General features: G+C 57.2%; 22 protein-coding genes. 15 read left to right on the forward strand and 7 right to left on the reverse strand.

Annotation, left to right across the window (positions count from 1 at the left end; translation table 11 throughout):
- The first annotated feature begins 33 nt into the window (after positions 1-33).
- From metG to BZL43_RS10630, 8 genes are all read left to right on the forward strand, one after another.
- The gene (gene metG / locus BZL43_RS10595) at positions 34-2,085 is read left to right on the forward strand and encodes a methionine--tRNA ligase (RefSeq protein WP_095632258.1); all 2,052 of its coding nucleotides are present in this window, start codon (positions 34-36) and stop codon (positions 2,083-2,085) included.
- A gap of 237 nt (positions 2,086-2,322) precedes the next feature.
- Positions 2,323-2,892 carry an Rnf-Nqr domain containing protein gene (locus BZL43_RS10600; RefSeq protein ID WP_095632259.1) on the forward strand — a complete coding sequence of 190 codons (570 nt, stop codon included), beginning with the start codon at positions 2,323-2,325 and terminating at the stop codon, positions 2,890-2,892.
- Positions 2,889-3,896, forward strand: a complete 1,008-nt coding sequence (rsxB, locus tag BZL43_RS10605) for an electron transport complex subunit RsxB (RefSeq protein WP_095632260.1) — start codon at positions 2,889-2,891, stop codon at positions 3,894-3,896. Before BZL43_RS10600 ends, rsxB begins: the two co-directional genes overlap by 4 nt.
- Positions 3,883-4,875: an RnfABCDGE type electron transport complex subunit D gene (locus BZL43_RS10610; protein WP_095632261.1), complete on the forward strand. Its 993-nt coding sequence runs from the start codon at positions 3,883-3,885 to the stop codon at positions 4,873-4,875. The genes rsxB and BZL43_RS10610 overlap by 14 nt, the downstream gene beginning before the upstream one ends.
- Entirely contained in the window at positions 4,872-5,483 is a 612-nt protein-coding gene (locus BZL43_RS10615; RefSeq protein WP_095632262.1) for an RnfABCDGE type electron transport complex subunit G, read from the forward strand. The genes BZL43_RS10610 and BZL43_RS10615 overlap by 4 nt, the downstream gene beginning before the upstream one ends.
- The gene (locus tag BZL43_RS10620; protein ID WP_095632263.1) at positions 5,476-6,066 is read left to right on the forward strand and encodes an Rnf-Nqr domain containing protein; all 591 of its coding nucleotides are present in this window, start codon (positions 5,476-5,478) and stop codon (positions 6,064-6,066) included. The genes BZL43_RS10615 and BZL43_RS10620 overlap by 8 nt, the downstream gene beginning before the upstream one ends.
- Positions 6,067-6,091: 25 nt before the next feature.
- Complete coding sequence (gene nth, locus BZL43_RS10625; RefSeq protein WP_095632264.1) at positions 6,092-6,730, forward strand: endonuclease III; 639 nt, start codon at positions 6,092-6,094, stop codon at positions 6,728-6,730.
- Positions 6,731-6,838: 108 nt separating this feature from the next.
- The gene (locus BZL43_RS10630) at positions 6,839-7,018 is read left to right on the forward strand and encodes a PA3496 family putative envelope integrity protein (RefSeq protein WP_007898493.1); all 180 of its coding nucleotides are present in this window, start codon (positions 6,839-6,841) and stop codon (positions 7,016-7,018) included.
- A 91-nt stretch (positions 7,019-7,109) separates the two neighbouring features.
- Here BZL43_RS10630 and BZL43_RS10635 read toward each other — a convergent pair whose 3' ends face one another.
- The gene (locus BZL43_RS10635) at positions 7,110-7,736 is read right to left on the reverse strand and encodes a response regulator transcription factor (protein WP_008069501.1); all 627 of its coding nucleotides are present in this window, start codon (positions 7,734-7,736) and stop codon (positions 7,110-7,112) included.
- Between the two features lie 551 nt (positions 7,737-8,287).
- On the opposite strand from BZL43_RS10635, the gene BZL43_RS10640 reads away from it, so the two are divergent.
- The gene (locus BZL43_RS10640; RefSeq protein ID WP_095632265.1) at positions 8,288-8,869 is read left to right on the forward strand and encodes a hypothetical protein; all 582 of its coding nucleotides are present in this window, start codon (positions 8,288-8,290) and stop codon (positions 8,867-8,869) included.
- Positions 8,870-9,045: 176 nt separating this feature from the next.
- On the opposite strand, the gene BZL43_RS10645 is transcribed toward BZL43_RS10640, so the two are convergent.
- Both BZL43_RS10645 and BZL43_RS10650 read right to left on the reverse strand, forming a co-directional pair.
- Positions 9,046-10,263 (reverse strand): argininosuccinate synthase, encoded by a 1,218-nt coding sequence (locus BZL43_RS10645; RefSeq protein WP_095632266.1) that lies wholly within the window; start codon positions 10,261-10,263, stop codon positions 9,046-9,048.
- A 129-nt stretch (positions 10,264-10,392) separates the two neighbouring features.
- Positions 10,393-11,301: an OmpA family protein gene (locus BZL43_RS10650; protein ID WP_095632267.1), complete on the reverse strand. Its 909-nt coding sequence runs from the start codon at positions 11,299-11,301 to the stop codon at positions 10,393-10,395.
- 157 nt (positions 11,302-11,458) lie between these two features.
- On the opposite strand from BZL43_RS10650, the gene pyrC reads away from it, so the two are divergent.
- Entirely contained in the window at positions 11,459-12,505 is a 1,047-nt protein-coding gene (gene pyrC / locus BZL43_RS10655) for a dihydroorotase (protein WP_095632268.1), read from the forward strand.
- The gene (rnt, locus tag BZL43_RS10660; RefSeq protein WP_008069497.1) at positions 12,502-13,179 is read left to right on the forward strand and encodes a ribonuclease T; all 678 of its coding nucleotides are present in this window, start codon (positions 12,502-12,504) and stop codon (positions 13,177-13,179) included. The genes pyrC and rnt overlap by 4 nt, the downstream gene beginning before the upstream one ends.
- Before the next feature lie 113 nt (positions 13,180-13,292).
- On the opposite strand, the gene BZL43_RS10665 is transcribed toward rnt, so the two are convergent.
- The gene (locus BZL43_RS10665; RefSeq protein WP_095632269.1) at positions 13,293-13,895 is read right to left on the reverse strand and encodes a peroxiredoxin; all 603 of its coding nucleotides are present in this window, start codon (positions 13,893-13,895) and stop codon (positions 13,293-13,295) included.
- A 325-nt stretch (positions 13,896-14,220) separates the two neighbouring features.
- On the opposite strand from BZL43_RS10665, the gene BZL43_RS10670 reads away from it, so the two are divergent.
- On the forward strand, positions 14,221-14,439 hold the full coding sequence (locus tag BZL43_RS10670) for a bacterioferritin-associated ferredoxin (protein WP_095632270.1): 219 nt from the start codon (positions 14,221-14,223) through the stop codon (positions 14,437-14,439).
- A gap of 199 nt (positions 14,440-14,638) precedes the next feature.
- Positions 14,639-15,112 (forward strand): bacterioferritin, encoded by a 474-nt coding sequence (gene bfr, locus BZL43_RS10675; protein ID WP_095632271.1) that lies wholly within the window; start codon positions 14,639-14,641, stop codon positions 15,110-15,112.
- A 240-nt stretch (positions 15,113-15,352) separates the two neighbouring features.
- Here bfr and grxD read toward each other — a convergent pair whose 3' ends face one another.
- The 3 genes from grxD to BZL43_RS10690 all read right to left on the reverse strand — a co-directional run bounded on the left by grxD (position 15,353) and on the right by BZL43_RS10690 (position 18,325).
- Positions 15,353-15,694: a Grx4 family monothiol glutaredoxin gene (grxD, locus tag BZL43_RS10680; RefSeq protein ID WP_095632272.1), complete on the reverse strand. Its 342-nt coding sequence runs from the start codon at positions 15,692-15,694 to the stop codon at positions 15,353-15,355.
- A gap of 97 nt (positions 15,695-15,791) precedes the next feature.
- The gene (locus BZL43_RS10685; RefSeq protein WP_095632273.1) at positions 15,792-17,900 is read right to left on the reverse strand and encodes a molybdopterin oxidoreductase family protein; all 2,109 of its coding nucleotides are present in this window, start codon (positions 17,898-17,900) and stop codon (positions 15,792-15,794) included.
- 134 nt (positions 17,901-18,034) lie between these two features.
- Entirely contained in the window at positions 18,035-18,325 is a 291-nt protein-coding gene (locus tag BZL43_RS10690; RefSeq protein WP_095632274.1) for a hypothetical protein, read from the reverse strand.
- Positions 18,326-18,731: 406 nt separating this feature from the next.
- Here BZL43_RS10690 and argF point away from each other — a divergent pair, with 406 nt between their 5' ends.
- Both argF and BZL43_RS10700 read left to right on the forward strand, forming a co-directional pair.
- On the forward strand, positions 18,732-19,652 hold the full coding sequence (gene argF, locus BZL43_RS10695; RefSeq protein WP_032830187.1) for an ornithine carbamoyltransferase: 921 nt from the start codon (positions 18,732-18,734) through the stop codon (positions 19,650-19,652).
- Positions 19,649-20,758, forward strand: coding sequence for an ABC transporter ATP-binding protein (locus BZL43_RS10700; protein ID WP_095632275.1), 1,110 nt, complete (start codon positions 19,649-19,651; stop codon positions 20,756-20,758). Before argF ends, BZL43_RS10700 begins: the two co-directional genes overlap by 4 nt.
- Positions 20,759-20,791: the final 33 nt, after the last annotated feature.

Below are 20,791 nucleotides of genomic sequence, written 5' to 3' on the forward strand. Positions count from 1 at the left end.
GCCGACCTCCGTTTCATCAAGTAGCCGAGCCCCATGTCCGAGCCACGCAAGATCCTCGTCACCAGCGCCCTGCCCTATGCCAATGGTTCGATCCACCTCGGCCATATGCTGGAATACATCCAGACCGATATGTGGGTGCGCTTCCAGAAGCATCGCGGTAATCAATGCATTTATGTCTGCGCCGACGACGCCCACGGTTCGGCCATCATGTTGCGCGCGGAAAAGGAAGGCATTACTCCGGAACAACTGATCGCCAATGTCCAGGCTGAACACAGCGCCGACTTTGCCGAGTTCCTCGTGGACTTCGACAATTTCCACTCCACTCACGCCGAAGAAAACCGTGAGCTGTCGAGCCAGATCTACCTGAAGCTGCGCGACGCCGGGCACATCGCCACGCGCTCGATCACTCAGTACTTCGACCCGGAAAAGAAAATGTTCCTGGCCGACCGCTTCATCAAGGGCACCTGCCCGAAATGTGGCACCGAAGACCAGTACGGCGACAACTGCGAAAAATGCGGTGCGACCTACGCGCCGACCGATCTGAAGGATCCGAAATCGGCCATCTCCGGCGCCACGCCGGTGCTCAAGGATTCCCAGCATTTCTTCTTCAAGCTGCCGGACTTCCAGGAAATGCTGCAGGCCTGGACCCGTAGCGGCACGTTGCAAGAGGCCGTAGCCAACAAGATCGCCGAATGGCTGGATGCCGGTCTGCAACAGTGGGATATTTCCCGCGATGCGCCGTATTTCGGTTTCGAGATTCCCGACGAGCCCGGCAAATATTTCTACGTATGGCTGGACGCGCCGATCGGCTACATGGCCAGCTTCAAGAACCTCTGCGCCCGCCGCCCGGAACTGGATTTCGACGCGTTCTGGGGCAAGGACTCCACCGCCGAGCTGTACCATTTCATCGGCAAGGACATCGTCAACTTCCACGCTCTGTTCTGGCCCGCGATGCTCGAAGGCGCCGGTTTCCGTAAACCGACCGGCATCAACGTCCACGGCTACCTGACCGTCAACGGCCAGAAAATGTCCAAGTCCCGCGGCACGTTCGTCAAGGCGCGGACTTACCTGGATCACCTGTCACCGGAATACCTGCGCTACTACTACGCCGCCAAGCTGGGCCGTGGCGTCGACGACCTGGACCTGAACCTCGAAGACTTCGTGCAGAAGGTCAACTCCGACCTGGTCGGCAAAGTCGTCAACATCGCCAGCCGTTGCGCCGGTTTCATCCATAAAGGCAACGCCGGTGTACTGGTAGCCGGCAATGCCGCGCCGGAACTGACCGACGCTTTCCTGGCCGCAGCGCCAAGCATTGCCGATGCCTATGAGGCTCGCGACTTCGCACGCGCCATGCGCGAAATCATGGGCCTGGCCGACCGCGCCAACGCCTGGATCGCCGACAAGGCACCGTGGTCGCTGAACAAACAGGAAGGCAAGCAGGATGAAGTCCAGGCCATTTGCGCCTTGGGCATCAACCTGTTCCGTCAACTGGTGATTTTCCTCAAACCGGTATTGCCGCTGCTGGCCGCCGATGCCGAGGCGTTCCTGAATGTCGCCCCGCTGACCTGGAACGACCACGCCACCTTGCTCAGCAATCATCAGCTGAACGAATTCAAACCGCTGATGACCCGCATCGACCCGGTAAAAGTACAAGCCATGACCGACGCCTCGAAAGAAGACCTGACCGCCAGCGCAACCGACACCGGCCAAGCGGCACCCGCCGGCAACGGTGAACTGGCCAAGGATCCGCTGTCGCCAGAGATCGAGTTCGACACCTTTGCCGCTGTAGACCTGCGCGTTGCGCTGATCGTCAAGGCCGAAGCCGTGGAAGGTGCCGACAAATTGCTGCGCCTGACCCTGGACATCGGTGACGAGCAACGCAACGTGTTTTCCGGAATCAAGAGCGCTTACCCGGACCCGTCCAAGCTCAATGGTCGCCTGACCATGATGATCGCCAACCTCAAGCCCCGCAAAATGAAATTCGGGATCTCTGAAGGCATGGTGATGGCGGCAGGCCCTGGCGGTGAAGAAATCTACCTGCTGAGCCCCGACAGCGGCGCCAAGCCGGGCCAGCGTATCAAGTAAGGCTCGATCCGCTGGACCAACCCCACAGTCGTGCCTGGCATGACTGTGGGTTTTTCATGTCTGGCCCATACTATCTTTCGGACTCACCTTGTAGAGGTGGTCGAGGGAAACGAGGCTGCGATTTTTTGACCTTGTCTTTAAAAAACAACATCAAAAGATCGCAGCCTGCGGCAGCTCCTACGGATTTACCCAGCAGCCCAACGATGTGTGGGTACGGATGCTTCAGGTAGACAGATCATGACCGAAGTGCTTCTTACGCTTATCAGCGCCGCCCTGATCAACAACCTTGTGTTGCACTGGCCGCTGGGCGTCGATCCGGTGCTGGGCAGCGAGCGGTCACAGGTCCATGCGCTGGGCATCGCGACGACGTGTCTGATGCTGGTCGTCGGCACACTTGGCTATACGCTCTACCATTGGCTATTAGTGCCGTTGGGGCTGACGTCGCTGCGTCTGTTCGTCTTCCTGCCGTTAAGCGTTCTGCTGATCAGCCCGCTGCTCAAACTGCTTTCCCGATCGTTGCTGAAGCTTTCGTTCGATGGCCTCTGGCCGCTGGTGCTGGGGAATGCCGGAGTGCTTGGGCTGACGTTGCTCAACGCTCAACAAGACAAGGGAATTTTCCACGCCGTAGCCCTGAGCCTTGGCGCCGGGCTGGGTTTCTGGCTGGTACTGAGCCTATTCAGCGACTTGCGCCAGCGCACACTCGACAACGATATCCCCCTGCCCTTTCGCGGCCTGCCGATCGATTTGATCGGCGCCGGATTGATCGCGGTGATTTTTCTCGGATTCAGCGGGCTGATCAAAACATGAGTCTGATTCAACGCATCGACGCCCTCTTGCCGCAGACCCAATGCGGCAAATGTGGTCACCCCGGATGTAAACCCTACGCCGAAGGCATCGCCAGCGGCGAGCCGATCAACAAGTGCCCGCCGGGTGGCAGTGAAACCATCGCGGCCCTGGCCGACCTGCTGAAAGTGCCCGTGCTGGAGCTGGACGTCAGTCGCGGTTCGGCGCCAGCGCAGATCGCTTACATCCGTGAAGCCGAATGCATTGGCTGCACCAAATGCATTCAGGCCTGCCCGGTCGACGCCATTGTCGGTGCGGCGAAATTCATGCACACGGTCATCATCGACGAATGCACCGGTTGCGACCTCTGCGTGGCGCCTTGCCCGGTGGACTGCATCGAGATGCATCCGTTACCGCTGGCCACGGTCCTGCCGATTGTCGGCGGGCTGGCGTTCAGCCTGGAGGAACAACAAGCCCGGGCGGCCAAGCGCAATCACGCACGGCACCGTTTCGAACAGCGCAATGCCCGCTTGCATCATGAAGAACAACAGAAACTCGCCGAACGTCAGGCCCGCGCCCAACGCACCGTGCAGCACAGCGAAGTAAAACTCGACCCGGTTCAGGCTGCACTCGAGCGCGTCCGTGCACAGAAAGCCGCCAATGCCGATGCGGCACTGAAAAAGGCCAAGATCGATCTGGCAATGAGTCGGGCGCAGCTAAACAAATCGCTCAAGGCCTTTGGGCATCCGCCCACCTTCGAACAGCAATCGCAACTGATCGTGCTGCAACAGCAGTTCGAAGCCGCCGAACAAACGCTGGCGAAACTGGAGAACAGCGCACCGCCGCTTCCTGCGCCACCTGCCCCGACAAAAGATGCCGAGCTGAAACGGGCAAAGATCCAGTTGGCCATGCGCCGCGCCGAACTCAAGAAAGCCCAAACAAGCGAGGCTCCGCCCGAACAGATCGAAGCGTTGCAACGTGCGCTCAATGAAGCCGAACGTCAGGTGGATGCCTATGCCACCTCTTGAGTCGGTGGACGAACGCCTTCAACAGGCCATGAAGCTGGTGTTGCTGGCCACCGTGCCGGGGATGCTGGTGTTGTTCTGGCTGTACGGTTGGGGAGTGTTGATCAACCTGATTCTGGCGGCAGCCACCGCTCTGGGCGTTGAGGCAGCCGTGTTGCAGTTACGCAAGCAACCGGTAAAACCGACATTGAGCGACGGCAGTGCACTGGTCAGCGCGACATTATTGGCGCTGGCCTTGCCGCCTTATTGTCCATGGTGGCTGACGCTCAGCGCCGTGGCGTTCGGACTGTTTTTCGGCAAGCACTTGTATGGCGGCGTCGGCAAGAATCCGTTCAATCCGGCGATGCTCGGTTTCGCGCTGGTCCTGGTGATGTTTCCCCAACCAATGACTCATTGGCCGGCGTCCCATGGCATGGATTTGTTCGGTGGATTGCAACAGGTGTTCGGTTTCAGCTTCAATCAAACCCCCGATGCGTGGGCCCAGGCCACGGCGCTGGACAGCTTGCGAATCAACAAAAGCCTGACCATGGACGAACTGTTCGCCGAGAATCCGGCATTCGGCCGTTTTGGCGGCCGAGGCGTTGAGTGGGTTAATCTGGCATTTCTGGCGGGCGGTATGTTTTTGCTGCAGCGACGGGTGTTCAGCTGGCATGCCCCGGTCGGCATGCTCGCCAGCCTGTTCGTCATCAGCCTGTTGTGCTGGAACGGTACGGGCTCCGATTCTAATGGCTCGCCATTGTTTCATCTGCTCACGGGCGCGAGCATGCTGGGCGCCTTCTTCATCGTGACGGAACCGATATCCGGCGCAAAAAGCCCCACGGCCCGATTACTGTTCGGCGCAGGTGCGGGATTACTCACTTATCTGATTCGGACGTGGGGTGGTTATCCGGACGGTGTGGCCTTTGCGGTTCTGCTGATGAACCTTTGTGTACCGGCGCTGGAACGGTTCGCCGCCTCCAGACAGGAACAGGTTGCCCCATGAACCGAGCGACGAGCGTTGTGATCCTGATCGTGTTGGCAGGCTTGGGGATGGGCGCGACTTACCTCGTGCAGCACACCAGCGCCGCGCGCATTGCCGCTGAACAACGCCTGATCGACAGCCGCCAGTTACTGGATCTGCTACCGGCCGACAGCTACGACAATCAGCCACTGGAACACCCCCTCGACCTCGACAGCACTCGCCTGGCCCACAGCACACTGCTGGGTGGCTACCTGGCTTCCAAGGCCGGTCAACCGAGCGCCGTGTTACTGCGCAGCCAGACTCTGGGCTACGCCGGCACCATCGACTTGCTGATCGCCATCGACCGCCAAGGCACGTTGGCAGGGGTCAAAACCCTCAAGCAATCGGAAACCCCGGGGCTGGGCGGCAAGCTCGCCGAATGGCCCAATGCCTGGCTTGAGGTGTTTACCGGCAAGTCTCTGACCGCCCCCGATGACAATGGCTGGGCCTTGAAAAAAGACCAAGGGCAATTCGATCAGATCGCGGGGGCGACCATCACCTCAAGAGCGGTGATCAATGCCACCCATGACGCGTTGCGCTATTTCGACGAACATCGGCAACCGCTGATCGGGAGCAGTGCCCATGAATAAGTCATCGCCCCTGCAAAACTCGCTGATGCTTACGCCGTTGATCGGCATCACCGATTCATTGGTCACGGCCCTGGGCCTGTGGCTGATGTTTGCTCTGATACTCAGTGCTTACAGTGTGAGCATGGGCGTCTTGCGCTCGCGATTGATGCCGGCCACCCATTTGCTCGCTAGCCTCCTGGTGGCCGCCACGCTGACCAGTTGCGCGGAACTCGCCATGCAAACCTGGTCGCTCCAATGGCACCAGCATCTGGGTTTTTACCCAGGCTTGATCGCCTTGCAATGCGTCGTGCTGCAACACAACGGTTTTTTCCAGAGCCCAGCGCGTGATCGGCTGCGTCTGTGCGGCCTGTTCGGCGCCTTGATGGTGGGTTTGGGTCTGCTGCGCGAGCTCATCGGCAACGGAACACTCGGTCGCCATCTTTCATGGGTCGCCGGAGCCACACAACCGGACTGGCAAGGCTGGACACTGATCGCCGACGGTGGCCTGCATCTGGCCACGCTGGCCCCTGGCGGGTTTATTCTGCTGGGACTGCTGGTCGCCGCACATCAAGCCTGCACTCGCCGCCCGGCGGCCGCACAATGACCGCCTTCGAGGAAACGCATCGCCCATGAATGCCGCAAAACGTCTGGAAATTTTCCGCAGATTTCACGAAGACAACCCTGACCCCAAGACCGAACTGGCGTACTCCTCACCGTTCGAATTGTTGATCGCCGTGATTCTCTCGGCGCAATCGACCGATGTCGGCGTGAACAAGGCCACCGCCAAACTGTTCCCGGTGGCCAATACGCCATCGGCGATCCATGCCTTGGGCGTCGAAGGGCTGTCGGAGTACATCAAGACCATCGGTCTGTTCAACAGCAAAGCGAAAAATGTGATCGAAACCTGTCGCTTGCTGATGGAGCGCCATGGCGGTGAAGTACCGCAGACCCGCGAGGCGCTGGAGGCATTGCCCGGCGTCGGTCGCAAGACCGCCAATGTGGTGCTCAATACCGCCTTTCGTCAGTTGACCATGGCCGTGGACACTCACATTTTTCGGGTCAGTAACCGTACCGGCATTGCTCCGGGCAAGAACGTGGTGGAGGTGGAGCAAAAGCTGATGAAGTTCGTGCCGAAGGAATATTTGCTCGACGCCCATCATTGGCTGATTCTCCATGGGCGCTACGTTTGCCTGGCCCGCAAGCCGCGGTGTGGCAGCTGCCGAATCGAGGATTTGTGCGAATTCAAGCAAAAGACCTCGGACGATTGAGGCGCTATTAGTTTTTTGGATTGATCGATTGAAAAAATCTTTTTTACCCGCCGGGAAATTGTCGATATAAGGAGCGCCAAAGGGCAGCCTTAGCCTGGAGTTAACCTTATGAGCACTGGCAAAGAACAATTGGACGTAGAAGACGACTTCACCCCCGTTGAGGCCGATGACGCAGAGCCGGTAGTGGAAGTTGCAAAGACCAACCTGAGCAAACGCCGTACCATCGACAATCTGCTGGAGGAGCGCCGACTGCAGAAGCAATTGGCCGATTACGATTTTGACTTATGACACTTAAAAGCCTCCCGAAACGGAGGCTTTTTACTAAGTGCCGCCCCCTGACAAACACCTGTCTATCGCGTCTCGTCAAACGCTGGCAGCTTCATACCAGGCCATTGCGCTGGGCCAGTTCAATCAGGTCGACCAGTGAGCGAGCATTGAGCTTTAACAGAAGACGGGTTTTATAAGTACTGACGGTTTTATTGCTTAGAAACATTCCGTCGGCAATCTCCTTGTTTGTCTTTCCTCGGGCCAATTGTTGCAAGACCATCATCTCTCGCCCGGACAAACGATCCACCATATCCGCTTCACTGGCGTTCCCAAGACTGGAACGTACGGTATGCAGCGCCTGATTAGGAAAGTAGCTGTAGCCTGACAATACGGCTTTTATTGCACTGAGCAATTCAGTGAGATCCTGCTGTTTGCAAACATATCCGGCGGCCCCCGACTGCATGCAACGCATGGAAAAATGTCCCGGCGCCTGGGATGTCAATATCAGAACTTTAAGCGGCATCGCCGTTGATGTCAGTCGCGCGATAACTTCAAGCCCATCCAGCTTCGGTATTCCAATATCCAGTATGACAATATCCGGCATAAGATCACGGGCAAGTTGTAATGCGTCCACACCATTATCTGTTTCTGCAATGACTTCGTAGCCATGACGTTCCATTAGCATACGTACCGCAAGACGAATGACGGGGTGATCATCCACGATCAGCACTTTATTCATGGGCAAGTCCAATTTCGCTGTTCGAATTTTTAGAGCCCGCACCATAGCGTAGTCATTTCATCCATGGCACGCCGTCACCCTTGGCCACTTGCAGTGAGAGACATAGCCTACAAACAACACGGATTATTCCTACAAAAAATCATTGCCATACGAACAAGCAAAGATTTTTACTGATCTATTATTATTCAGTACCTTGACAGTTTTTTGTATCGACTTACAACCAAAAAACGACAAAAGAACAATGTCAATACACTGTTCTACGATAGGTAGACCATTGAATTATCCTTAAAAGTAACGGGTATTTTCCTATACCCTCGTGCGCACGCCGCGCTCAAACAATCAAAAGCTCTCACACACCGTAACACTTGATCAATATTACAACCCCATTAAAGTAAATAAACAGCCATACTCGCACTTGCAACAATACAGCGACTATAACAAGTTCAACTCCCCAACAAAAAACAATGCAATACCACAGCAATGCAACCCGATATCAATTATCACACCCCATAAATCATTCGAGAAAAGACAACATTTAATGAGCACACCCTATGATAAAACTCAAAAAAAGAATCACCAACCCCATGACGATTATTGCGATATTTGCGGTACTGTCTGAAACATCGGCCGCCGTGTCTCTCCCTTTTCTCGATAACGAGGAAAGAGAACTCTATGTGTGGTTCCTGATCAGTTTTCCCTTTTACTTGCTTTTTCTTTTCTTCATTACTCTCAACTTCAACTATCGATCGCTTTATGCGCCCTCCGATTTTGTGAAGGGAAAGCATTTCATAAAAGCCATGGAGAACGTTCATCCTCCGAGAAACAACCCACCCAGGGTAGCGCCTGAAGGCTCGACTCAGCACCACGTAAATCTGCCTGCCCCCCTAAAGGATCTGCATATCGTTGATGCGCGGTGGATACACAAGAAAATGGCGTTCAGCGCCTTGATGGAGAGCATTCAGTATCCTGCGGACAATCCAGCACAGGTGATCGTATTTCTCACGTGTACCGATTCGGATAAATTGCTGAAGGCCAATACGCTCAAACATTGGAAGCAAATAAAGAAACGCAACAGCGCAACGTTCTGTATTTCTTACAATTTGAGCTCAAAGGGTGTGACGATTATGGGCTAGACATTGAAATGCCGCCCATCAGAAAGGCAGCCCTTGAGGCAGATCAAGGACAGAAAAGCAGAAGCAACGGTTAGCAAAAACAAGAAGAAAGCGAAACGCTATGTGCAGCAGCCCCCTCTTCCAATTTGTGGCCTTGTCATCAACAAGGCCACAAATCCATTACCGACTCAAAGGTCTCAGAAAAGCTTGCGGCCTTTGTTTGCCGCGATACGCATGCGCAAGGCATTGAGCTTGATGAAGCCCGCTGCGTCGGCCTGGTTGTAGGCGCCGCCATCTTCCTCGAAGGTCGCGATATTGGCATCGAACAACGACTCGTCGGACTTGCGACCGGTAACGATCACATTGCCCTTGTACAGCTTCAGGCGCACTACGCCGTTCACGTGGGCCTGGGAAGCATCGATCATCTGTTGCAGCATCAGACGCTCAGGGCTCCACCAGTAACCGGTGTAGATCAGGCTGGCGTACTTAGGCATCAGCTCGTCTTTGAGGTGAGCCACTTCGCGGTCCAGGGTGATCGATTCGATCGCGCGGTGAGCGCGCAGCATGATGGTGCCGCCCGGGGTTTCATAGCAGCCGCGAGACTTCATGCCGACGTAGCGGTTTTCGACGATGTCCAGACGGCCGATACCGTGTTCGCCACCGATACGGTTCAAGGTCGTCAGCACGGTGGCCGGAGTCATTTCGACGCCGTCCAGTGCAACGATGTCGCCGTTACGGTAAGTCAGTTCCAGGTACTGCGGTTTGTCAGGAGCGTTCTCCGGGGAGACGGTCCATTTCCACATGTCTTCTTCGTGCTCGGTCCAGGTGTCTTCCAGCACGCCGCCTTCATAGGAGATGTGCAGCAGGTTGGCGTCCATCGAGTACGGGGATTTCTTCTTGCCGTGACGCTCGATCGGGATGTTGTGCTTTTCAGCATAATCCATCAGCTTTTCACGGGAGAGCAGGTCCCATTCGCGCCACGGAGCGATCACTTTCACACCTGGCTTCAAGGCGTAGGCGCCCAGTTCGAAACGAACCTGGTCGTTGCCCTTGCCGGTCGCGCCGTGGGAAATGGCGTCAGCGCCGGTTTCGTTGGCGATTTCGATCAAGCGCTTGGCGATCAACGGACGAGCGATGGAAGTACCCAGCAGGTACTCGCCTTCATAAACGGTGTTGGCGCGGAACATCGGGAACACGAAATCGCGCACGAATTCTTCGCGCAGATCGTCGATGTAGATTTCTTTTACGCCCATGGCCTGTGCCTTGGCGCGGGCCGGTTCGACCTCTTCGCCCTGACCCAGGTCAGCGGTGAAGGTCACTACTTCACAGTTATAAGTATCCTGCAGCCACTTGAGGATCACCGAAGTGTCCAGGCCGCCGGAATACGCCAGAACGACCTTGTTTACGTCCGCCATGCCATCACTCCACGGGGTTCTACGGAAAGCCGTCAAGTCTACCGCTCATGCAGAATATTTTACAGAGGCGCGACAGCTTATGACGACGAAGCGACAGATTATGTCGAGCGAACGACGATTTCAGCAGGTTCAGGAGGTCGTCGCGCTGCTCGCCGAAGCGGTGGCTTGCGACGCCGGTTTCTCGGTCGGCGCTACCCGTTCAAGGCGTACGGCAACCCGGCGATTCTTCGCCCGATTGGCGGCGTTATTGTTCGGCGCCAAAGGATAGCGCTCTCCATGAAAACGCAGGGTAATCTGCGATTCCTGAATACCATTGGCCTTGAAGAAATCCATCACGGCCAGCGCCCTGCGTCGCGACAGTTCGCGGTTGGTCAGGCGGTTGCCACTGTTGTCGGAATGGCCGTCGAGCTCAATGTGATTGACCGTCGGATCAGCTTTCATGAATTCCAGCATGACCTGTAAATGAGCCTTGGCTTGGGTGTCGAGATCGATACCCTCCCCCGGAAAGCCGATTTGGGACTGCTTCACCTGCTCGAAATTCTGCGGCAGCAACTTGGCTACACACCCTTGATAGTCGCTGTAGGCCTTGCTGAATTTGACCGGCAGCAGACGGACTTCGGATACCCGCCCATCGCCCGAGGAGTGTCGAACCACCGGGCTGCGACCGTCCAGCAACCCGCTGATCAGGCGCCCGGCCTGAACCTGCGAGCTGTTGAACAGCACGTTGCCGCTGCCCATTCGCACCGAGCCCAGGTTGATGTCACCGCGCCCCGGCTGCCATGGCGCAGCGGCTGCCAGCAAGGTCGCGGAACCGCCACCGATCATCGAGTTGTAGGCCTTCAAGCGAAATGTCGCCTGTTCGCCGGCACGACGCACGAACTCTCCCGAGCCGAAATCGGTGACGGGCTGAGTCAGGCGGCATTCGAACTTGTCACCTTCGACCGTCCACTCGATGCTCTCCAGACGGGTCTGGAAAGTGAGCGCCATCGCAGGAAGGCTGGCAAACACACTGAGCAAGGCTAAATAACGCTGGCGCACGGGAGGGCTCCACTGGCTTGTGCAACAAAAAGACCACACACATCTTTACGGCATACCTGTTGGATATCGGAAGCTTGCGGCAAAACTTGATAGCGAGTGCCTGCAAGAGTCTTTTCCGGTAGCATTCCCCTGAGTTTGACCCGCCTGGAATCCCCTCATGTCCGACCGCCTGACCCTGCTGCGTCCCGACGACTGGCATATTCATCTTCGCGATGGTGCTGTGTTGACTAATACCGTCGCGGATGTCGCGCGCACCTTTGGTCGCGCCATCATCATGCCCAACCTGGTACCGCCGGTGCGCAACGCGGCTGAAGCCAATGGCTATCGCCAGCGGATTCTCGCCGCCCGTCCGGCCGGCAGCCGTTTCGAACCGTTGATGGTTCTGTACCTGACCGACCGCACCCAGCCCGAAGAAATTCGTGAGGCCAAGGCCAGCGGTTTCGTTCACGCCGCCAAGTTGTACCCGGCCGGAGCGACCACCAATTCGGACTCTGGCGTCACCAGCATCGACAAGATTTTCCCTGCACTCGAGGCCATGGCCGACGTCGGAATGCCCTTGTTGGTTCACGGTGAAGTCACCCGTGGCGATGTCGACGTTTTCGATCGCGAAAAGATCTTCATCGACGAGCACTTGCGTCGAGTGGTCGAGCGTTTCCCGACTCTCAAAGTGGTGTTCGAACACATCACCACCGCTGATGCCGTGCAGTTCGTCAACGAGGCTTCGGCCAACGTCGGCGCAACCATCACCGCGCATCACCTGCTGTACAACCGCAACCACATGCTGGTGGGCGGGATTCGGCCGCACTTCTATTGCCTGCCGATCCTCAAGCGCAATACCCACCAGGAAGCCCTGCTCGACGCCGCCACCAGTGGCAGCGACAAGTTCTTCCTCGGCACCGACTCGGCGCCCCATGCCCTGCATGCCAAAGAAGCGGCTTGCGGCTGTGCCGGTTGCTACACCGCTTATGCCGCGATCGAGATGTATGCCGAAGCCTTTGAACAGCGCAACGCGCTGGACAAGCTCGAAGCCTTCGCCAGCCTCAACGGCCCGCGCTTTTATGGCCTGCCGGTGAACACCGATCGCATCACCCTGGTCCGCGATGAGTGGACCGCCCCAACCAGCTTGCCGTTTGGCGAGCTGACTGTAATCCCGCTGCGCGCCGGTGAAAAACTGCGCTGGCGCCTGCTGGAGGAACACGCGTGAGTGAAGACCATTTCGACGACGAACAGGACGGTCAAGGCAACGGAGGTGGTCCTCGTCATCCAATGGCTGCCAGATTCCGCGGTTACCTGCCGGTTGTCGTCGACGTAGAAACCGGTGGCTTCAATTCGGCCACCGATGCCCTGCTGGAAATTGCTGCAACCACCATTGCCATGGATGAAAAAGGCTTTGTGTATCCCGATCACACCTACTTCTTCCGCGTCGAGCCATTTGAAGGCGCGAACATCGAAGCGGCTGCTCTGGAGTTCACCGGGATCAAGCTCGATCACCCGTTGCGCATGGCGGTGAGTGAGGAAGCGGCCCTGACTGACATTTTCCGCGGCATCCGCAAGGCCCTGAAAGCCAACGGCTGCAAACGGGCGATTCTGGTCGGGCACAACAGCAGTTTCGATCTGGGCTTCCTCAACGCCGCTGTCGCACGCCTGGACATGAAACGTAACCCGTTTCATCCATTTTCCAGCTTCGATACCGCGACCCTCGCAGGTCTGGCCTACGGTCAAACCGTATTGGCCAAGGCCTGTCAGGCAGCCGATATCGACTTCGACGGTCGCGAGGCTCATTCGGCTCGCTACGACACCGAGAAGACTGCCGAGCTGTTCTGCGGCATCGTCAATCGCTGGAAACAAATGGGCGGCTGGGAAGACTACAACGACTGATCCATCACGCATCCGATACCGAGGGAGCTCGCTCCCGAAGTAAACGGCACGGGTTGATCCCGCCCATAAAAAAACCGGCCTAATCAGCCGGTTTTTTTATGCCTGGAACGTGCTTACAGCGCAGCAGCGTGCTCGGTCAGGTATGCAGCAACGCCTTCTGGCGAAGCGTTCATGCCTTTGTCGCCTTTTTTCCAGTTGGCGGGGCAAACTTCGCCGTGCGCTTCGTGGAATTGCAGAGCGTCGACCAGACGGATCAGCTCTTCCATGTTACGGCCCAGCGGCAGGTCGTTGACGATCTGCGAGCGGACAACGCCTTTGTCGTCGATCAGGAACGCGCCACGGAAGGCAACGCCGTCAGCGGACTGAACGTCGTAAGCCTTCATGATTTCCTGCTTGATGTCGGCAGCCATGGTGTAACGAACCTGACCGATGCCGCCGCTGTTCACCGGGGTGTTGCGCCATGCGTTGTGAGTGAAGTGCGAGTCGATCGACACCGCGACCACTTCCACGTTGCGCTCTGCGAAGTCAGCCATGCGGTTGTCCAGAGCGATCAGCTCGGACGGGCAAACGAAAGTGAAGTCCAGTGGGTAGAAGAACACCAGGCCGTATTTGCCTTTGATGGCCGAGGACAGGGTGAAGCTGTCTACGATTTCGCCATTGCCGAGTACGGCTGGTACGGTGAAGTCAGGGGCTTGTTTGCCTACGAGTACGCTCATTGGATATCTCCTGGTGTAATAACGTTGAAGAACAGGGTTCATGCCAGCCTGCCACCCTCGGGCGACAGCCCTGTGACACAAACCTGCTTCGCAAAAGGCCGACCATCATACACCGCGTTTTTCACCTGTCCTTAGCGCCTTAACGGTTTTTTTCCTGGACGGTAAAAAGACCGCTGCTCTATTTTTCTCTTGCCGACGTGAGAAGAAACCGTTCGTCAGTCACAGGCCCTTATGACGAAAAGGCTTCAGAAACCACTTTGACAATCATTCTCGTTAACATTAAGATCCATCGCAATTGAGTCACAACCAGCGACGGTTCTCACTTATGTATGTCTGCCTCTGCACTGGCGTCACCGACGGTCAAATCCGCGATGCAATCTATGAAGGTTGCTGCAGCTATAAGGAAGTCCGTCAGGCTACCGGCGTAGCCGGCCAATGCGGTAAATGCGCCTGCCTTGCCAAGGAAGTGGTCCGTGAAACCCTGGGCAAACTGCAATCGGCTCAGGCATCGATCCCCTACCCCGCAGAATTTACCGCCGCTTAATGACCGTATTTCAAAGAACCGGACTTGATGTCCGGTTTTTTTATGTCTGAAAATCAATCGCTTACGCACTAGACGCGGAACACAAACATTCTTATTCCGATTAATTTTCATTTAAGTTTCAATAACTTAGGTTTGACACTCTTAATCACGCGGCTCAAACTCTGCCTCATAAACAGCTAATACAGGGCAGGACCCCATCATGAAAGGCGACATTACAGTCATCCAGCACCTCAACAAAATCCTTGGCAATGAGCTGGTCGCGATCAATCAATACTTTCTGCATGCGCGCATGTATGAAGATTGGGGTCTGAACAAGCTCGGCAAGCACGAGTACGACGAATCCATCGACGAGATGAAGCACGCCGACAAGCTGATCAAGCGCATCCTGTTCCTTGAAGGCCTGCCGAACGTCCAGGACCTGGGTAAGCTGAACATTGGCGAACACACCAAGGAAATGCTTGAGTGTGACTTGAAGATCGAACGCGACGGCCATGCCGATCTGAAAGTCGCTATCGCTCACTGCGAAACTGTTGGTGACTTCGGTAGCCGTGAACTGCTCGAAGACATTCTTGAATCCGAAGAAGAACATATCGACTGGCTGGAAACCCAATTGGGCCTGATCGATAAAGTCGGTCTTGAGAACTATCTGCAGTCGCAGATGGGCGACGAGTAAATTCTGCACCGTTAATTGCGATGCAATAAAAAGCCCCGCTCTCTTTCAAAGAGGCGGGGCTTTTTTATGTGCGCTATCTCGTCCTGAAACGGGTGTAAACCTATTTCAGGACGAGACACGCTCTTGTAGGAGCGAGGCTTGCCCGCGAAGAACGATGATGCGGTTTATCAATAACACCGCGTTATCGTTCTTCGCGGGCAAGTCGGATCGCCGCCCGCTCGCTCCTACACAGGTATCGAATCAGGCGTCGGTCTTGTTGGCAGCAGCAGCTTCAACAGCAGCTTTGATCGTTGCTTGCAACGAACCGTCAGCAGCCATTTCAGTCATGATGTCGCTGCCCCCGATCAGCTCGCCACCAACCCACAATTGCGGGAAGGTTGGCCAGTTGGCGTATTTGGGCAGGTTGGCGCGGATTTCCGGGTTCTGCAGGATGTCCACATAGGCAAACTTTTCGCCACAGGCCATTACAGCCTGTGCGGCTTTCGCGGAGAAGCCACACTGTGGGGCATTCGGCGAGCCTTTCATGTAAAGCAGAATGGTGTTGTTGGCAATCTGCTCTTTAATCGTTTCGATGATATCCATGGAGCACCTCGGCTGAACTTTCCGACTCAGTGGTCGGCACGGTGGCGCATTGTAACGGAAACCCGAGCGCCATGCTCGGCCTCCCCGACAGTCATGTTCACGCCGCCACTACGGTCACCGGTACGCCGTTCAACGCCGCATTACCCGACAACTCATCGAGCTGACGTTCGTCAGTCAGGTCATTGGCGCTGGAGCCGGGTTGACCGCTGGCAATCGTCATCTGCACACCCGGTCGTGCATGACCCCAACCGTGAGGAAGGCTGACCACACCTTTCATCATATCCACGCTGGCGACCACTTCAACCTCGATCACCCCGACCCGCGAACTGACGCGCACCCGCTGCCCATCGCTGATTCCGCGGCAGGCCAAGTCATCCGGGTTCATCAACAATTGATGGCGCGGTTTGCCTTTCACCAGACGGTGATAATTGTGCATCCACGAATTATTGCTGCGCACGTGGCGGCGGCCGATCAGCAGCAACTCGTCGGCAGCCGGTGCTTGCAGTGCGGCGAAGCGCGCCAGGTCGGCGAGAATCTGGGCGGGTGCCGCCTGGACTCGCTGATTGGCCGTTTTCAAGCGCGGCGCCAGATTGGGTTTGAGCGCCCCGAGATCAATACCATGAGGATGATCGAACAGGGTCGCCAGTGACAGCTTATGGTGCGAAGCGTCGCCATACAGGCCCATCCGCAACCCGTGATCGATCATCTGCGCCGGCGCGATGGTCGGTTTAAGTTCCTTGCCGGTCCTGGCCGCAAAGGCTTTGGCCAGCCCCACGAAGATTTCCCAGTCATGCAGCGCGCCTTCAGGCTTGGCCAGGATCGCCCGATTGAAGCGGGTGACGTTGCGCACCGCGAACAGGTTGAACGTGGTGTCGTAATGATCGTTTTCCAGTGCCGACGTCGACGGCAGGATCAGGTCGGCATAACGGGTGGTTTCATTGATGTACAGGTCAACACTCACCATGAACTCCAACCCGTCCAGGGCCTGCTCCAGTTGTCGGCCATTGGGCGTGGACAGCACCGGGTTACCCGCGACGGTGATCAGCGCGCGGACCTGCCCTTCCCCTTCGGTGAGCATCTCTTCGGCCAGCGCCGATACGGGCAATTCTCCGGCGTATTCCGGACGCCCGGACACGCGGCTCTGCCAGCGGTTGAAATGCCCGCCCGAGGTCGACGCCACCAGATCCACCGCAGGCTCGGTGCACAACGCACCGCCCACCCGGTCGAGGTTGCCGGTGACCAGATTGATCAGTTGCACCAGCCAATGGCACAGGGTGCCGAAAGCCTGGGTCGAAACCCCCATTCGCCCATAGCAGACCGCTGTCGGCGCTGCCGCGAAGTCGCGTGCCAGTTGGCGGATCTGCTCGGCGGGCACCGCGCAGAGTGGGCTCATGGCCTCGGCAGTGAAACCCGCGATCGCTTCACGCACCTCATCCAGGCCGTCGACGGGTAAATGACTGTCGCGGCTCAAGCCTTCGGCGAACAAAGTATTGAGCAGCCCGAACAACAGCGCCGCGTCGCCACCGGGGCGCACGAACAGATGCTGATCAGCCATCGCCGCCGTCTCGCTGCGACGCGGATCGACCACCACCACTTTGCCGCCCCGGGCCTGAATCGCCTTGAGGCGCTTCTCCACATCCGGCACGGTCATGATGCTGCCATTGGAGGCCAGTGGATTGCCGCCCAGGATCAGCATGAAATCGGTGTGATCGATGTCCGGGATCGGCAGCAGCAAGCCGTGGCCATACATCAAATGACTGGTCAGGTGATGGGGCAATTGATCGACCGACGTCGCGGAAAACCGGTTGCGGGTTTTCAGCAGGCCGAGGAAATAATTGCTGTGGGTCATCAACCCGTAGTTGTGTACGCTGGGATTGCCCTGATAGACCGCCACCGCGTTCTGCCCGTGACGCTCCTGGATCGCCGCCAGACGCTCGGCTACAAGACTGAAAGCGTCTTCCCATTCCATAGGTTGCCATTCGCTGCCTGTCCGTCGCATCGGCTGACGCAGGCGATCCGGATCATTCTGAATGTCTTGCAGGGCAACCGCTTTGGGGCAGATGTGCCCGCGACTGAAGGTGTCCTGTGGATCCCCCTTGATCGAGGTGATTTGTACGTCGCCGCCTTCGACCTCGGTGGTTTCGATGGTCAGGCCGCAGATGGCTTCACACAGGTGGCATGCACGGTGATGGAGAGTCTTGGTCATGGCCAGTCTCTGTTTTATTCTGGGCGGGCAATAGCGGCCGCGGGAACAAAACTATGGCGCGCGATCCGCCCCTTTGCCAGCCATGTTCGTCTTGTGAATCGGCGACCATCAGGCCAGCCGATGGCAGCAAGGGATCAGTTTGACGGCAGACTCGGCGGCGCCTGCAACTGGATCTCCTCGATGGTTTCGATCTGCTCGTGGGCAACATGCACGCCCGTGAGCTCGCCGATCAGTCGCCAATGCTCGTCCAGCCCGGCGCTGATGGTGGCCATGCGGTCAATCATGTGCCGACCGGCCGCCTTCGTGACTTCGTCTTCACTGCGCAACAACTCGAAAGACATCGAGGTCATGGACGCAGTGAGGTGAGTCAGAGAGCGGGCCGTCAGCCCGAGTAATTCCATTAACAGCTGTTCTTTCGATTCCATTCCGGATCGCTTCCTGCATCGCTCGTGCCTTAGTTATAACGCAGCACTTTGCTTTAGCAAATGTTTCGGACAAGACACATTGCCCGCCAAAGGCCCGAATAACAGGTCAAAAACCGACCGCCAGCGTGTCGCCCGCGCCCTGTTTGATTGCCAAGCCCGGCGAGCGCGGTGTACAAATGGTTAGCTGCTGTCAGGAAACAGGCTTCAAAAGCGCTACTGCAATCACCCGTAGCCCCTCTGAAATCCCCTAAACACCGTAGCCCATTGGAAAAACGCGACATTTAATGTCAATATCGCGCCTTCCCCTATTTCGTCGCCCCGTGCGGCTTACGCCGCAGGTCTCGCCCGTTTTTCAGTTAAACAAGGCTTTGAGTATCTGCGGTCTGTTGCAAAAAGGTAGTCAATGATGAGCGCAAGGCACTTTCTCTCCCTGATGGATTGCACGCCCGAAGAGCTGGTCAGCGTGATCCGTCGAGGCGTTGAGCTCAAGGACCTGCGTAACCGCGGCGTACTGTTCGAGCCTTTGAAAAACCGGGTCCTGGGGATGATTTTCGAGAAGTCCTCGACCCGCACCCGTATTTCGTTCGAAGCCGGCATGATCCAGCTCGGCGGCCAGGCGATATTCCTGTCGCCACGCGACACCCAATTGGGTCGTGGCGAGCCGATCGGCGACTGCGCCATCGTCATGTCGAGCATGCTCGATGCGGTGATGATCCGTACCTTTGCCCATAGCACCCTGACCGAATTCGCCGCCAATTCCCGCGTGCCGGTGATCAACGGCCTGTCCGACGATCTGCACCCCTGCCAGTTGCTGGCCGACATGCAAACCTTCCTCGAACATCGCGGTTCGATTCAAGGCAAGACCGTGGCCTGGATCGGCGATGGCAACAACATGTGCAACAGCTATATAGAAGCGGCGATCCAGTTCGACTTCCAGTTGCGCATCGCCTGCCCGGAAGGTTACGAACCCAATCCTGAGTTTGTGGCTAAAGCCGGCGATCGGGTGACCATCGTCCGCGATCCGCAAGAAGCCGTGCGCGGCGCGCACCTGGTGAGCACCGATGTCTGGACCTCAATGGGCCAGGAAGAGGAAACCGCCAAGCGCCTGAAGTTGTTCGCACCTTTCCAGGTCAACCGTGCCCTGCTCGACCTCGCCGCGCCGGACGTATTGTTCATGCATTGCCTGCCCGCTCACCGTGGGGAGGAAATCAGCCTCGACCTGCTCGACGACTCACGCTCAGTGGCCTGGGATCAAGCGGAAAACCGTCTTCACGCACAAAAGGCCTTGCTCGAATTCCTCGTCCCGCCTTCATACCACCACGCATGAGCCAGCCATTACTGCTGAATTTGCGCAACCTGGTCTGCGGTTACCAAAACCAGCGGGTTGTGCAGAACCTCAACCTGCATTTGAATGCCGGCGATATCGGTTGCCTGCTGGGGTCTTCGGGCTGCGGCAAAACCACCACCCTGCGGGCGATTGCCGGTTTTGAACCGGTGCATGAAGGGGAAATCCAGTTGGCGGGCGAGACCATCTCCAGCGCCGGCTTCACCCTCGCCCCGGAGAAGCGCCGGATTGGCATGGTGTTTCAGGATTACGCACTGTTTCCGCATTTGAGCGTGGCCGAGAACATTGCTTTCGGGATCCGCAAGCACCCGCAAAAGGATCGCATCACCGAAGAACTGCTCGAACTGGTCAACCTGAAAAACCTCGGCAAGCGCTTCCCCCACGAGCTGTCCGGTGGCCAGCAGCAACGTGTGGCGTTGGCCCGCGCCCTGGCGCCGGAACCACAACTGCTGTTGCTCGACGAACCGTTTTCCAACCTCGACGGTGAATTGCGACGCAAGCTCAGTCATGAAGTACGCGCCATTCTCAAGGCTCGCGGCACCAGCGCAATCCTGGTGACCCACGATCAGGAAGAAGCCTTCGCGGTCAGTGACCATGTCGGTGTTTTCAAGGAAGGTCGCCTGGAGCAGTGGGATACGCCCTACAACCTTTATCACGAACCCCTGACGCCATTCGTGGCCAGTTTCATTGGCCAGGGTTACTTCATTCGCGGCCAATTGAGCAGCCCGGAGTCGGTGCAAACCGAGTTGGGTGAATTACGCGGCAACCGTGCCTACACCTGGCCAATCGGTTGTGCTGTGGATGTGTTGTTGCGTCCGGACGATATCGTCTATGCGCCGGACAGCCCACTGAGGGCGCAGATTGTTGGCAAGAGTTTCCAGGGCGCATCAACCTTGTATCGCTTGCTGTTACCTACGGGCGCGCAGCTGGAATCGATTTTCCCGAGTCATGCCGATCATCTGGTCGGTGCTGAAGTCGGCATTCGGGTGGCGGCGGAACACCTGGTGCTGTTCCAGGCTTCCGGCAGCATGGCGGCGCAGATTCCGGTGATCGAATCCGGTGTTCGGCGGTACAGCTCCGCTAGCTGACACGGGAACCTGTAGGAGCGTGGCTTGCCCGCG

Source organism: Pseudomonas sp. PICF141 (assembly GCF_002286815.1).
Classification (GTDB): domain Bacteria; phylum Pseudomonadota; class Gammaproteobacteria; order Pseudomonadales; family Pseudomonadaceae; genus Aquipseudomonas.

Coding starts and splice junctions, on each gene's coding strand:
- metG (WP_095632258.1), top strand. CDS start 34: ATGTCCGAGCCACGCAAGATCCTCGTCACCAGCGCCCTGCCCTATGCC.
- BZL43_RS10600 (WP_095632259.1), top strand. CDS start 2,323: ATGACCGAAGTGCTTCTTACGCTTATCAGCGCCGCCCTGATCAACAAC.
- rsxB (WP_095632260.1), top strand. CDS start 2,889: ATGAGTCTGATTCAACGCATCGACGCCCTCTTGCCGCAGACCCAATGC.
- BZL43_RS10610 (WP_095632261.1), top strand. CDS start 3,883: ATGCCACCTCTTGAGTCGGTGGACGAACGCCTTCAACAGGCCATGAAG.
- BZL43_RS10615 (WP_095632262.1), top strand. CDS start 4,872: ATGAACCGAGCGACGAGCGTTGTGATCCTGATCGTGTTGGCAGGCTTG.
- BZL43_RS10620 (WP_095632263.1), top strand. CDS start 5,476: ATGAATAAGTCATCGCCCCTGCAAAACTCGCTGATGCTTACGCCGTTG.
- nth (WP_095632264.1), top strand. CDS start 6,092: ATGAATGCCGCAAAACGTCTGGAAATTTTCCGCAGATTTCACGAAGAC.
- BZL43_RS10630 (WP_007898493.1), top strand. CDS start 6,839: ATGAGCACTGGCAAAGAACAATTGGACGTAGAAGACGACTTCACCCCC.
- BZL43_RS10635 (WP_008069501.1), bottom strand. CDS start 7,736: ATGAATAAAGTGCTGATCGTGGATGATCACCCCGTCATTCGTCTTGCG.
- BZL43_RS10640 (WP_095632265.1), top strand. CDS start 8,288: ATGATAAAACTCAAAAAAAGAATCACCAACCCCATGACGATTATTGCG.
- BZL43_RS10645 (WP_095632266.1), bottom strand. CDS start 10,263: ATGGCGGACGTAAACAAGGTCGTTCTGGCGTATTCCGGCGGCCTGGAC.
- pyrC (WP_095632268.1), top strand. CDS start 11,459: ATGTCCGACCGCCTGACCCTGCTGCGTCCCGACGACTGGCATATTCAT.
- BZL43_RS10665 (WP_095632269.1), bottom strand. CDS start 13,895: ATGAGCGTACTCGTAGGCAAACAAGCCCCTGACTTCACCGTACCAGCC.
- BZL43_RS10670 (WP_095632270.1), top strand. CDS start 14,221: ATGTATGTCTGCCTCTGCACTGGCGTCACCGACGGTCAAATCCGCGAT.
- bfr (WP_095632271.1), top strand. CDS start 14,639: ATGAAAGGCGACATTACAGTCATCCAGCACCTCAACAAAATCCTTGGC.
- grxD (WP_095632272.1), bottom strand. CDS start 15,694: ATGGATATCATCGAAACGATTAAAGAGCAGATTGCCAACAACACCATT.
- BZL43_RS10685 (WP_095632273.1), bottom strand. CDS start 17,900: ATGACCAAGACTCTCCATCACCGTGCATGCCACCTGTGTGAAGCCATC.
- BZL43_RS10690 (WP_095632274.1), bottom strand. CDS start 18,325: ATGGAATCGAAAGAACAGCTGTTAATGGAATTACTCGGGCTGACGGCC.
- argF (WP_032830187.1), top strand. CDS start 18,732: ATGAGCGCAAGGCACTTTCTCTCCCTGATGGATTGCACGCCCGAAGAG.
- BZL43_RS10700 (WP_095632275.1), top strand. CDS start 19,649: ATGAGCCAGCCATTACTGCTGAATTTGCGCAACCTGGTCTGCGGTTAC.